The organism is Erythrobacter mangrovi (genome assembly GCF_013260645.1).
Classification (GTDB): Bacteria; Pseudomonadota; Alphaproteobacteria; order Sphingomonadales; family Sphingomonadaceae; genus Qipengyuania; species Qipengyuania mangrovi.
This window is the reverse complement of record NZ_CP053921.1, coordinates 2389030-2401348: the sequence shown is the minus strand read 5'-3', so window position 1 is coordinate 2401348 and position 12319 is coordinate 2389030. Positions and strand designations below refer to the sequence as shown.

Annotated in this window: 11 protein-coding genes; 4 read left to right on the top strand and 7 right to left on the bottom strand. The window is 62.7% G+C overall.

The annotated features are described in order from the left end of the window. Positions 1–35 precede the first annotated feature (35 nt). A complete protein-coding gene (locus HQR01_RS12175; RefSeq protein ID WP_173215120.1) occupies positions 36–953 on the top strand; it encodes a DMT family transporter in 918 nt (305 codons plus the stop codon). On the opposite strand, the gene HQR01_RS12170 is transcribed toward HQR01_RS12175, so the two are convergent. The 5 genes from HQR01_RS12170 to HQR01_RS12150 form a co-directional block, all read right to left on the bottom strand. After that, positions 950–2266, bottom strand: a complete 1317-nt coding sequence (locus HQR01_RS12170) for a DUF2254 domain-containing protein (protein WP_173215119.1) — start codon at positions 2264–2266, stop codon at positions 950–952. The two genes, HQR01_RS12175 and HQR01_RS12170, sit on opposite strands and share 4 nt — an antisense overlap. A gap of 59 nt (positions 2267–2325) precedes the next feature. Beyond that, positions 2326–4443, bottom strand: a complete 2118-nt coding sequence (locus HQR01_RS12165; RefSeq protein ID WP_173215118.1) for a prolyl oligopeptidase family serine peptidase — start codon at positions 4441–4443, stop codon at positions 2326–2328. Between the two features lie 28 nt (positions 4444–4471). After that, positions 4472–5458 carry a quinolinate synthase NadA gene (nadA, locus tag HQR01_RS12160; RefSeq protein WP_173215117.1) on the bottom strand — a complete coding sequence of 329 codons (987 nt, stop codon included), beginning with the start codon at positions 5456–5458 and terminating at the stop codon, positions 4472–4474. A gap of 89 nt (positions 5459–5547) precedes the next feature. Beyond that, positions 5548–6330 carry a hypothetical protein gene (locus tag HQR01_RS12155; protein ID WP_173215116.1) on the bottom strand — a complete coding sequence of 261 codons (783 nt, stop codon included), beginning with the start codon at positions 6328–6330 and terminating at the stop codon, positions 5548–5550. Positions 6331–6481: 151 nt separating this feature from the next. Further along, positions 6482–7357, bottom strand: coding sequence for an MBL fold metallo-hydrolase (locus HQR01_RS12150; protein ID WP_173215115.1), 876 nt, complete (start codon positions 7355–7357; stop codon positions 6482–6484). 62 nt (positions 7358–7419) lie between these two features. Between HQR01_RS12150 and HQR01_RS12145 the strand changes: the two genes are divergently transcribed. Continuing rightward, on the top strand, positions 7420–8883 hold the full coding sequence (locus HQR01_RS12145; protein WP_173215114.1) for a glycerol kinase: 1464 nt from the start codon (positions 7420–7422) through the stop codon (positions 8881–8883). A gap of 4 nt (positions 8884–8887) precedes the next feature. Here HQR01_RS12145 and HQR01_RS12140 read toward each other — a convergent pair whose 3' ends face one another. Further along, positions 8888–9346, bottom strand: a complete 459-nt coding sequence (locus tag HQR01_RS12140; RefSeq protein WP_173215113.1) for a DUF1465 family protein — start codon at positions 9344–9346, stop codon at positions 8888–8890. 78 nt (positions 9347–9424) lie between these two features. Continuing rightward, positions 9425–9634 (bottom strand): YdcH family protein, encoded by a 210-nt coding sequence (locus HQR01_RS12135; protein WP_173215112.1) that lies wholly within the window; start codon positions 9632–9634, stop codon positions 9425–9427. A gap of 155 nt (positions 9635–9789) precedes the next feature. On the opposite strand from HQR01_RS12135, the gene HQR01_RS12130 reads away from it, so the two are divergent. Then, the gene (locus HQR01_RS12130) at positions 9790–9945 is read left to right on the top strand and encodes a YdcH family protein (protein ID WP_173215111.1); all 156 of its coding nucleotides are present in this window, start codon (positions 9790–9792) and stop codon (positions 9943–9945) included. 71 nt (positions 9946–10016) lie between these two features. Beyond that, the gene (gene ptsP / locus HQR01_RS12125) at positions 10017–12287 is read left to right on the top strand and encodes a phosphoenolpyruvate--protein phosphotransferase (RefSeq protein ID WP_173215110.1); all 2271 of its coding nucleotides are present in this window, start codon (positions 10017–10019) and stop codon (positions 12285–12287) included. Positions 12288–12319 lie beyond the last annotated feature (32 nt).

The following is a 12319-nucleotide window of genomic DNA, read 5'->3' as shown; positions in this document are numbered from 1 at the left end:
CTGGCGCGTCTGGTGCATTGAGCTAGGTGCCTGTCATGGGCAGCGCAACCGGGGCGATGGACAAGAATGACTTTCAGCCCGGCGCATGGCACTTTGCCGCGCTGCTGGGTGGCAACGCCGCATTGGCGATCGGGCCGTGGTTCGTGCGACTGGCCGACACCGGCCCGGTATCGCTGGGCTTCTGGCGCCTGCTGCTGCCGCTGCCGATCCTGCTGTTGCTGGCGCGGCGTGAGTCGAGCGGGCAGCGCCTCGATCGCAGGCGTGCAATGTGGATCGCCTTTGCCGGGATCGCCTTTGCGCTTGATCTCGTCGCCTGGCACATCGGAATCCACCTGACGCGGCTCGGGAACTCGGTTCTTTTGGCCAATTCCGGCAGCCTGTTCCTGATGATCTGGGGCCTTTTCCAATTGCGGCGGGCGCCCCACGCAAATGAGGCGGCGGCGATTGTTGCTGCGCTTGCCGGAGGCGCGATCCTGCTGGGTCGCAGCTTCGAGATTTCGCCTGAGACGCTGGTGGGGGACCTGCTGTGTCTCACGGCCGGGGCATTCTACGTGCTCTACCTGATTCCCGCGCAGAGGGCGCGACAAGGACTTGGGCAGTGGACCGTCCTGTCACTGGTTAGCATCGCCGGTGCACCTGTGCTGCTCGCAATCGCACTGGCTGCGGGGGAGCCGGTCCTGCCCGGTGCGGCGGGCTGGCTGCCCGTTGTCGCCATGGCTACGACCGGGCAACTCGTCGGCCAGGCGCTGATCGTCTATTCGCTACGACACTTCCCGCCGCTCATCATCGGTCTCGCCCTGCTGACCCAACCCGCGCTTGCCGCGCTGGTCGGCTGGCTGGCATTCCGCGAAACGCTTGCCCCGGCGGACTTCCTCGGCATGGGGCTGGTGGCCGCGGCCCTGCTGATTGCAAAGCTTGCGGAACCGCGCGCAGCCGCCCCGCGACGCCGCTAGCGAAATGCCTTGAGGAATGAGGCGTAGCGCGCTTCCGTCTCGTCGAGGTCAGGGCCGCCAAGCGACAAGCGCGCTTGCTTGATCAGCTTTTCGCCCTGCTCCCGCAAAAGCGCAATCCGGCCTTCATCTTCGATGGGTGCCACAGCCGCACGTAACGTGTCGAACGTCACCAAGGTCGCGGGAAGGCTGGTCGCCACCGCGCTGCGCATCACGCCGAATCCGCGGTTGACGAAATGGGCGAATGTATCGGACAGAGGCCAAACGCTCTCATCCCCGGGATGATCTTCTTGCCGGCGGCGCAAGTCGCGCCGACCCAGTTCGGCAATCGCAGCGCCAAGCCAATGCGTTGCTGTGATCGCGGTGAAAGGGTCGTTGATACCTGGGCTCAGGGCCCGCAGACCAATCTCAACCAGCTCATCGATGAGGAACTGCGGGTCTTGTGTCGGGGTGCGGGTCGAGCCGATCGAAACCGCCTCAGCAATCCTGCCTGCCAAAGCTTCATCCGCATCACCGTCGGTGACGCGCACCAACGCCATTCCGGGGTGGACGAAGTCGCCAGTCCTGACCTCGAGCGCGATCTTGATGTCGAACTCTTCCGCGATATCGCGCAACGCGTCGAAGTCGACGATCTGGACATACCCGGTCCGCTCGGTGGGTATGGGTGTTCCTTCAGGCGCCTGGGGCAGCTCCGCTCCCGACGGATCAACAGGGTAGTTGTCACGGATATCGTCGAGCAGGCGCCGGCCGATGCCCTTGAGTACCGAGTTGATCCGGATGCTCGAAGGTACGTGGTTGAGGAAATATACCAGGACTGCGACTGACAGCACCATCAGCCCATAGGCGACAAGCAACGACAATTGCGGCACGAATCCCGGGAGGCCGCTCTCCACCGCATCTCTCAAGTTGGCTGCAACCTCGTCCTCGGCGCGAACGGCGCGCAGCACGGTAATGGCGTAGACGAAGGTGCCGATGAATGTCGCCAGACTTAGCTGGTTGCCCTTGTCTTCCATGAAATTCGTCAGCAGTCGTGGGCCGTAAGTACCGCTCGCATAGGCCACGGCAGCGATTGTGATCGAGAACACGGTTGAGGCGACCGCGATCATCGATCCCGCGATCACGGTGAGCATGTTCGAGGCGCCTTTGGGGCGAGCAGGCACCAGCCAATCGATCCCGCTGAACCATTCGGCAGCGCCATTGCGGTCGAGCCAGACAAGGCCGAAGGCGAGCACGATCCCTACCAGCGAGAACAATGCTGGCCAGAACCAGTAATTGGAATTGATCTGGGCCCAGAACCAGCGAAGATTGGCGGGCAAGCGTTTTCCCCCGGACGGTTGCGTTCGGAGATACTACGCTTCAGCAGCCAAACGGTGCCTTATTCCCTCCCGCCTCCGATCTCGCGGTTGAGAAAGGCGAGCAGCAGTGCAGCCCGCTTGGCATCCTCCGTATGGTCGGCGCCGACCGAGTGTCCGCCTTCCTTGTACTCGTGGTAATAGACCGTTTGGCCCAGCGCTTCGTGCTTCGCGGCCATCTTGCGGGCGTGGCCGGGATGGACCCGGTCGTCGAGCGTCGAGAGGTAATAGAACACGGTCGGGTAGTCCTTCACCGCCCTGAGGTTCTGGTAGGGCGACCAGGCACGCATGAAAGCCCAATCCCCAGGCACGTCGGGATCGCCATACTCGGCCACCCACGAAGCGCCGGCGAGCAGCTTGTTGTAGCGACGCATGTCGTCGAGCGGGCTGCCCGAGATGACCGCGCCATAAAGGTCCGGTCGCAGGTTCGCGACCGCGCCGACCAGGACGCCTCCGTTCGAGCGACCCGATGCAGCGATACGGCCCGGTTCGGCGAGTCGTTCCTTCACAAGGTCATCGGCCACCGCATTGAAATCGTCGAAGGCATTGATGCGCTTTTCGCGCAGCGCGTCTTCGTGCCAGCGTGGCCCGTATTCGCCGCCCCCACGAATGTTGGCGAGGACGTAGGCATTGCCACTTTCCAACCAGAATAGCGCCAACGGACCGCTGCGATAGGGTTCGGCGGTGAGGTACTTGGGCGTCTGCGCGCTGCGGAACCCGCCATAGGCGTGGATCAGCGTCGGCAACGGACCTTCCGCACCCTCAGGCCGAACGATGTAATAGGGGACGCGGGTGCCATCTTTCGAGGTGGCAAAACGCTGCTCGACCGCGAACTTCGAGGCATCGAACTGTGCGGGCTGGCTGGCGACGACGCGCGCCTCTGCTTCGGAAGAGACCGCGTAGAGGGTCGGCGGGGTCAGCATGCTCTCGACGGTGACGAACGTGGTGTCGCCCTTGCCGGTGGTTGTGACCAGCTGGATCGTGCTGTTGGTTGGCAGGTCCTTCGCGCGGCTGGTCCAGCCATCGGGGCCGGGGGTCAGCTCAAGCAGCTTGCCTGAGACATCGTCGAGCACCTTGACCCACAGCTTGCTTTCCGAGTTGTCGACTTCCTCGATTGCCTGCGCTGGGGTTGGTCGGAAGACCACCTCCGGTGTCGCCTCGCGACCGGCGGCGATATCGCCCAGCGACCATGCAACCAGCGCTCCGGCTTCGACTTGCCCTTCGGGCAGTGCGAGCGGGGAATTGAGCTTGGCGATCACCTGGCCAGCCAGCACCGCCTCGTATTCGGCATCTTCGGGTAACGGCAGGGCAGTGGTCGATCCGTCATCGCGTACCATTGAGAAGCGGTCGGTCCAGAAGGTCACGCCCCGGCGAATGAAGCGCCAACGCGTATCGCCATCGAGTACCGAGAAACCGTTGAGGCTGATGTCGCTCACTTCCCCTTCGGTGACCAGCTCCGCCTGCGCGAAATCGGTGCCACGCTTCCAGAGCCTCACGAGGCGAGGGTAACCCGATTCGGTGAGGCTGCCCGCACCCTCGTCGGTGCCGACGAACAGCGTATCTTCGTCGAACCAGTCGACGTTCGACTTCGCCTCGGGGAGGGTGAAACCGCCTTCAATGAACTGGCCTGTCGCAAGGTCGAACTCGCGCACAACATCGGCGTCGGTCCCGCCCGGGCTCAGCGAGACGAGACAGCGGCGATACTCCGGCGCGAGGCAGTTTGCGCCGTGCCAGACCCAGCTTTGCCCTTCTTCCTTGCCCAGCTGATCGACATCGATCAGCACCCGCCATTGCGGACTGCCTTCAAGGTAGGTGTCGAGCGATGCGATCCGCCACAGCCCGCGCGGGTTGGCGGCGTCGCGCCACAGGTTGACGACCTGATTGCCAAGGATCGCCGTGGGCATGGCGATCTGGCGATCGTCGTCGAGGATCTGTTTCGCCCAGGCGCGGGCGACGGGATATTCGGGAGACTTGGTCAGTAGCTCTTCGGTTGCCGCATTCCACGCATCGACCTGTTCGAGCGCCCGCTCGCCCTTGATCTCCTCGAGCCAGATGTACGGGTCTTCTGCGTCGGTATCCTGCGCGAGGATTGGGTTAGCAGCAAATACGAGCGCGGCGGCGAGCGCCAGGCGTGCGACCATCTCTTTCTTTCTCCCGGACTTCTATTTGTCAGACCCTACCTAGATCACCCTTGCCGATCGTGCCGCTGGCCATTTCCAGCATGCGGTCGAGGCTCTGCTTGGCCTTGAGGCGCAGGCCTTCCTCGATCTCGATGCGTGGCTCGAGGTCGCGCAGGCAGGCGTAGATCTTCTCCATGGTGTTGAGCGCCATGTAGGGGCAGATATTGCAGCTGCAATTCCCGTCCGCGCCCGGCGCACCGATGAAGGTCTTTTCGGGCAGCGCCTTTTCCATCTGGTGGATGATGTGCGGTTCGGTCGCGACGATCAGTGTGTCGCCTTCGAAGGTCTTGGCGAATTGCAGGATGCCGCTGGTCGAGCCGACGTAATCGGCGTGATCGATGATCACCGGCGGGCATTCGGGGTGGGCAGCAACCGGTGCGTCCGGATACTGTTCCTTGAGCTTCATCAATTCGGTCTCGCTAAAGGCCTCGTGGACGATGCACACGCCCGGCCACAACAGCATCTCACGCCCGAACTTGCGCGACAGATAGCCACCCAGGTGCCGGTCCGGTCCGAAGATGATCTTCTGGTCCTCGGGGATCTGGCTCAGGATCGTCTCGGCTGAAGAACTGGTCACGATCACGTCGGACAGCGCCTTCACCTCGGTCGAACAGTTGATATAGGTCAGCGCAATGTGATCGGGGTGGGCTTCGCGGAATGCCTTGAACTTCTCCGGAGGGCAGGAATCCTCGAGGCTGCACCCGGCGTCCATATCGGGCAGTACCACGATCTTCTCCGGCGAGAGGATCTTGGCGGTATCGGCCATGAACTTGACCCCGCAGAACACGATCACATCGGCATCGGTTTCCGCTGCCTTGCGGCTCAGTTCTAGGCTGTCGCCGACGAAATCCGCAAGGTCCTGGATATCCGCTGTCTGGTAATAGTGCGCGAGAATGACCGCGTTCTTTTCCTTCCGCAGTCGATTGATCTCGTCGAGCAGGTCCTGCCCGGTAAGCGGCTTGGTCTGGTCGGTCATTCTCTTTCCCGTGCAATGCGTTTGCGGCGCTTATAGCCACAACGGATGCGAAGGCGAGTGCGTTCCGGTCAAGCGCCGTTGCGCACTTCTCACATGGTAAAGCCGGGCGGCAGGAAGGCCTCCATCGGGCGCTCTGCGCCAGGCGATCCGGCCAGAACCTGCTCGGTCAGCGAAACGCCCAGTGTGCTGTAGGCAATGATGTCTGAGACGATCTGTACCACGATCACCGAGCCTACGCCCCAATACCACGCGCGGTGGATGCTGCCCGTGCGCCGCTTTTCGACCACCATGGTAATGATCGGGAAAATCAGCGGGATGAAGATAACCGCTCGCCAGGCGTTGGGTATCAGCAATGGCATAGGCAGGAGCCGGCCGATGCCCGGACCGGTCAGGATTGCCATGGCGCAAAACATCAGGCGGCGATGCCAGCCGGTGTAGCGACGGGCGCGCAAGGCGGAGAATGCGAGTGTTGCGAACAGCACCAGTTGCAGCGAGTTGCTGATCAGGAATTCGTTCTGGTCGAAGAAGAACGGTCCGCCGGTGCGGCGCAGGCTGGTGATCATGATGGCAAAGCCAAGCACGACCATCAGTGGGACCCATAGAAAGGCGATGATGCCGAGCCGCCGGTGCAATGCCACGTTGTTGGACGCGATCAGGCCGTTCTGTGCGACGTAGATGGCCACCCAGCTGAAAAATACGCCGGCATGGACGTGATAGATTATCGGCACGTCGAAGGTCGAACGACCCATCGCGAGGTTCAACGAGAACCCGGCGACGATGACTGTCGCCATCACCAGTGCCATGATGAAGAAGAACCGCCGCTCGGCGATATCGTGTGCAGGGCGCGTGGGGGCGCCGGCTAACGTTGCCATAAATCCCTCCGGTTGTGCGCGACCCACGTCATTCGTGAAATGTCGTGCCAATACGCCTCTGCGAGGATCAGGGGAAGTGGCGTTCGGCGGCCTGGAATCGCCTGCCTGTCGAAACGACGAACGACTTATTCGGAAGGATTGGCTGCTTTTGTCAGATCGTTCGCCAGATATCGTCCGACTGCAGGGCCAACCCGCGTCGCTCGAGATCGATCAGATGCGCAGTGACCGACATCTCCGCAGCCTTGTGCAGCTTGGGGTCGAGCCCCTTGTACATCTTCGGCACGAAATCGGCGGCAGCATGCGGACCTTCACCGAGGAAGCGGAGGATTTGGTTCTCGCGCTGGCGGCGGTGGCCGATCATCCCGCGGACGAGCTGGTGCGGCTTCTCGACCGCTTCGCCGTGCGCGGGGTAGTAGACGCGGTCCTGCTCGCGCGCCTGGAGCTTCTCGAGGCTCTGCATATAGGCGCGCATGTCTCCGTCTGGCGGGATCACCACGCTGGTCGACCAGCCCATCACGTGATCGCCGGTGAACAGTGCGCCACTTTCCTCCAGCGCAAAGCAGAGGTGGTTCGAAACATGGCCTGGCGTCGCGACCGCGGTCAGTGTCCAGCCTGGACCCGTCATTTGTTCGCCGTCCTCCATCACCCGGTCGGGTTCGTAGCTGCGATCGAACGCGGCATCGGCTCGTGGGCCGCTGTCGTCGAGGACCAGGCGCGCGCATCCGACCACCGGTGCGCCGGTCCGCGCGGCAAGCGTCTTCGCCGCGGGTGAATGGTCGCGGTGCGTGTGGGTGCACATGATGGCGCAGACATGCTCTCCGTCGATTGCTGCATCGAGAGCCAGCAAGTGATCGGGATCGTCGGGACCGGGATCGATCACCGCGCAACCATCGCCCAGGCCGACGATGTAGGTCTGCGTCCCGGTGTAGGTGTAGGGGGAGGGGTTGGGCGCGAGTACGCGCCGCACCAGCGGTTCGAGTTGCATCGCCTGGCCGGTAGGCCAAGGTTTGGGGGGAGCGCCTGCCATAGACTTGCATATGGGGTACCGAGTGGCCCATGTCACGCGCCGCTGGATGACAGGGAGAAACCATGGCCAACCGTATCCTCGTGCTGGACGCAGGGACTACTTCCACCAGGGCAATGATCTTTGCCCCCGACGGAACGCTTGAACGAGTCGCGCAGGAAGAGATCACCCAGCATTATCCCGAGCCAGGCTGGGTCGAACACGACGCCTCGGAGATTTGGGAAAAGACCCTCTCCTGTGCTCGGCAGGCGGTGGGTGCTGCAGGACAGAGCATTGCCGCGATCGGCATTACCAACCAGCGCGAGACCGTGGTTGCCTGGAATCGCGAATCCGGCAGGCCCTTGGCTCGCGCGATCGTTTGGCAGGATCGCCGCACTGCGGATTTTTGTGCCGGGTTGAAGGAATTCGGCCACGAAGCTGAGGTGCAACGCAAAACCGGCCTGCTGCTTGATCCCTATTTTTCAGGGACCAAGATGCGCTGGTTGCTCGATAAAAGCGCGGATGTTCGCGCCGCCGCCGACGCGGGTACGCTGGCAATGGGCACGGTTGAAAGCTGGCTGGTGTGGAAGCTCTCTGGCGGGACCCACATCACCGATGCGAGCAACGCCAGCCGCACGCTCCTGCTCGCGCTCGACGGGGCGCAGTTTGACGAAGGTCTCTGCGAACTCATCGGCGTTCCTCGCGCAGTGTTGCCCGAGGTGGTCGACACGCACGGCATGCTGGCGGTGGCCCAGGCGGACTGGTTTGGAGCGGAGGTCCCGATCTGCGGGCTCGTGGGTGACCAGCAGTCGGCGACCATCGGGCAGGGCTGCCTGTCCTTCGGCGAGACCAAGGCGACATATGGGACCGGATCCTTCGTGCTGACCAACAAGGGTCAGGACATCCCGCATTCGGACAATCGCCTGCTGGGTACGGTGCTCTACCAGGAAAATGGCGTGCGGACTTATGCGATCGAGGGTTCCTGCTTCGTTGCCGGAAGCCTCGTCCAGTACCTCCGCGACCAGTTGGGCCTGATCGGGACCGCTGCCGAAACCGAAGAGCTTGCCCGTTCGATCCCTGATAGTGGGGAGGTGATCATTGTGCCTGCCCTGGCGGGCCTCGGAGCCCCGCATTGGCAGCCCGAAGCGCGCGGTGTCATCGCCGGGCTCAGTTTCGCCAGCGGAAAGGCACAGATTGCGCGGGCCGCGCTTGAGGCAATGGCGCACCAGACCCACGACCTCGCAACGGCATTCGCCGCGGATGGCGCACCATGGTCCCGTCTGAGGATCGATGGGGGGATGAGCGCCAATGACTGGATGGCCCAGGATCTTGCCGACATCCTCGACCTCGAGGTCGAACGGCCCGATTTTGTCGAGACCACCGCGCTGGGAGCCGCGATGCTGGCGTCTGTGGGGGTGGGGGTTCACGCCAGCTTGGCCGAAGCGGCGGCGACCATGCGCGGCAAGACCCGCTGTTTCACGCCACAGATGGATGAGAAGACCCGAAACAGTCGCTTGGAGCGCTATGCCCGCGCCCGTGCGGCCGCCTGAGAGATTACCGCTGGCCGAAAGCCTGTGCGATCCGGCCCTGCATTGCCTGTATGGGCGTGTCGGTGGCATCGCGCTGTTGTCGCCAATCATGGTCGAGCCGGGCGACTCGCGCATGCAGTCGTTCGCTCTCGTGGATCAGTTCGCGGGTCTCGGGTTCCAGCAGCGCGAGATTGGCAGGATCGGCGAGGCGCTCGTCTGGCAAGGTATTGTGTCGCCGTAGCTGGCTCTCGGTCAGTTCGCCCGAAAGGTAAGCGCGCTGGTTAAGCAACCAGGCGAGCACGTGCATAACGCGCGTGGTCGTGCGCAGACCCTCAATCGAGAGGGCGATCCTCAGCAGGTCGCTCGATCCTTCCATATCGACGTTCATGCGCAGGTCGAACACGGCGCGCGCGTCATCGGCAAGCAGAAGAGCCTCTGCGTAGAGGTCCTCGATGATCTCTTCGCTGATATCGCGTGACGACATGCAGCTTGGTTACGCTCTTGTTACAAGGCTGGCTAGCTTTGCTGATTCGCCTGTCCCGGGCTGGAACGCACCAGCCTTTCAGGCGATGATGTCGGGAACCAGCGTATCTTCGATCAGGGCGATACGGTCCTTGAGCTGGAGCTTGCGCTTCTTCAGCCGGGCGATCTGGAGCTGGTCGACGAAGCCGTTGCGTTCGCCCGCTTCGCTCAGCGCGGCGATGGCCACGTCGAGATCGCGATGCTCGGTGCGGAGCATCTCCAGTCTCTTGCGCAGCTCCTGCTCGTTCACGCTTGCCCTTCCCGAATCTCGCTTCGTCGCATGGCCCCAAGATCGGGTGTTTGTAAATCGGCAATTGTATGGTTTGATACTTGGTCTGCGGCCCGTGCCGCGCTGGCACGAGTCGCTTCTTGGGGTCGCAACTAACCCGCAAAGGAGACAGCTCTATGCAATCATCCCATGTCGAAGCGCTGAAAGCCAAGCATGCCGGTCTCGAGGCACGCCTCCACGCCGAGCAATCGCGACCCGCGCCCGACGTAGCGATGATCCAGCAGCTCAAGAAGCAGAAGCTCCGTATCAAGGAAGAACTGGCAAGCTGCTGATCGGGTACAAGCGGATGCGGGGCCCCCAGCCCCGCTTCCGCAAACCCCTATTTTTGCTATAGGCTCGGCTTATGTCCGCCGCAGCCTCCGCCCGCCAGATCCTCACCCGCCTGCACGAGATCATGGCTGGGCGAACCCACGCCCAATACAAACTGGACCGCGTGGTCGAAACGATCGCAGAAAGCCTGCACTCGGAAGTCTGCTCGATCTACCTGCTGCGCCAGGGTGCGCTCGAACTCTACGCTACGCAGGGCCTCAATCCGGATGCCGTCCACATAACCCGTATGGGGCTATCTGAAGGCCTCGTCGGTGCGATCGCGCGCAATATCGAAACGCTCAACCTGGCAGAAGCCAAGGCGCATCCTGACTTCCTCTATCGCCCTGAAACGGGGGAAGAAAAGTTCCATTCCTTTGCCGGGGTACCGATCGTCTATCGCGAGCGTGCCGTTGGCGTGTTGTGCGTGCAGCATGCCGATCCCCGGCGGTACGAAGAGGTTGAGATCGAGGCGCTCCAGACCACCGCCATGGTGCTGTCGGAACTCATCGCGCACAAGGAACTGGTTGACGATGTAGAGGCGATCGATCTCGGGAATGCGAATACCGAGACAGAGGTGCTCGAAGGACTCATCCTCGTTAAGGGCCTGGCGACCGGGCAGGCGGTGTTCCACCAGCCAAGGATCGAGATCGATCAGGTGGTGGCCGAAGACATCGAGGCGGAGCGCCAGCGCGTCTACCGCGCCTTCGACAAGATGCGCGAGCAGATCGACCAGCTCGGCAAAGAACCCGAATTCGGCAAGGGCGGCGAGCATGTCGAGGTGCTCGAGACCTACAAGATGTTCGCCTATGACGAAGGTTGGAGCCGCCGCATCAACGAGGCGATCGATAGCGGACTGACGGCAGAGGCGGCGATCGAACGCGTGCAGCAACGCACCCGGATGCGGATGCGCGAAATCGACGATCCGTTGCTGGCGGATCGCATGCACGATCTTGAAGACCTCTCGAACCGCTTGTTGCGCATCGTTTCGGGCCAGTTGGGCACGGCTGCGACGCAGGGCCTGCGTCGCGACTCGATCCTCATCGCGCGCAACCTCGGTCCGGCCGAACTGCTTGAGTATGATCGCCGTCGCTTGAAGGGCGTGGTGCTCGAAGAAGGTTCGCTCACCTCCCATGTCGTTATCGTGGCACGCGCTATGGGTATTCCCGTGCTGGGTCGTGCGACAGGTGTGTTGTCGCAGGTCAGCGAAGGCGATCAGGTTTTGCTCGATGCCGACCGCGGTCTGGTAACGCTGCGCCCTGGGCAGGCCTTGCTCGACGCCCTCGATACTCGCTTCGCCAAGAACCGTGAACGCCAGGCAGCCTATGCCGAGCTGCGCGATGTCGAGCCTTTCACCCGTGATGGCACGCGCATTACCGTGATGATGAACGCGGGACTGCGCGACGACATGAGTTCGCTCGCGATGACCGGGGCCGATGGTGTTGGACTGTTCCGCACCGAGTTCCAGTTCCTCGTATCGGCCACATTGCCAGCACGTGATCGGCAGATGCGGCTCTATCGAGATGTGCTCGATGCTGCAGGCGACAAGCCGGTGATATTCCGCACGGTCGACATAGGTGGCGACAAGGCGGTTCCCTACCTCAATTCGCAGGTGGCCGAGCGGGACGAGAACCCGGCGATGGGCTGGCGCGCGCTGCGGCTCTCGCTTGAACGCGAAGGCTTGCTCAAGGCCCAGGCTCGCGCGCTGCTGGAAGCGGCGGCCGGGCGCCAGCTTTCCGTAATGTTCCCGATGGTTTCCGAGCCCTGGGAATTCGACGCGGCGAAGGAGGTCTTCGAAGAGCAGCTCGAATTCCTGCGTGGTCGCCGCAGGCTGCTGCCCGAAGCCATCGAATATGGCTGTATGCTCGAAGTACCGGCACTGGCCGAAGTGCTCGAGCAGATCGTTCCGCGCCTGTCCTTCATTTCGGTCGGGACCAATGACCTGACCCAGTTCCTCTTCGCCGCGGATCGCGCCAACCCCAAATTGGCGGAACGCTATGACTGGCTGAGCCCGGCGATCCTGCGTTTCCTTCAACGCGTGGTGCGTGGGGTTGAAGGCTATCCGGTGCGCCTCAGCGTATGCGGTGAAATGGGTGGCCGCCGATTGGAGGCCCTCGCAATGTTGGGCATCGGATACCGTCGCCTGTCGATCACGCCTGCGGCAGTCGGCCCGATCAAGGAACTGGTGCGCAAGGTCGACCTGAACGAGATCGGCGAGCAAATGAGTGCTTGGTTGGCAAGTCCGCCAGCGGACATGCGCGCTGCGCTGAAGGCCTGGGCCGACGAACGCGGGATTGAAGCCGACTAATTTCGTCGCAGCTGTGAAGCAGTTCGCCGGTT

Coding starts and splice junctions, on each gene's coding strand:
- HQR01_RS12175 (WP_173215120.1), top strand. CDS start 36: ATGGGCAGCGCAACCGGGGCGATGGACAAGAATGACTTTCAGCCCGGC.
- HQR01_RS12165 (WP_173215118.1), bottom strand. CDS start 4,443: ATGGTCGCACGCCTGGCGCTCGCCGCCGCGCTCGTATTTGCTGCTAAC.
- nadA (WP_173215117.1), bottom strand. CDS start 5,458: ATGACCGACCAGACCAAGCCGCTTACCGGGCAGGACCTGCTCGACGAG.
- HQR01_RS12155 (WP_173215116.1), bottom strand. CDS start 6,330: ATGGCAACGTTAGCCGGCGCCCCCACGCGCCCTGCACACGATATCGCC.
- HQR01_RS12150 (WP_173215115.1), bottom strand. CDS start 7,357: ATGGCAGGCGCTCCCCCCAAACCTTGGCCTACCGGCCAGGCGATGCAA.
- HQR01_RS12145 (WP_173215114.1), top strand. CDS start 7,420: ATGGCCAACCGTATCCTCGTGCTGGACGCAGGGACTACTTCCACCAGG.
- HQR01_RS12140 (WP_173215113.1), bottom strand. CDS start 9,346: ATGTCGTCACGCGATATCAGCGAAGAGATCATCGAGGACCTCTACGCA.
- HQR01_RS12130 (WP_173215111.1), top strand. CDS start 9,790: ATGCAATCATCCCATGTCGAAGCGCTGAAAGCCAAGCATGCCGGTCTC.
- ptsP (WP_173215110.1), top strand. CDS start 10,017: ATGTCCGCCGCAGCCTCCGCCCGCCAGATCCTCACCCGCCTGCACGAG.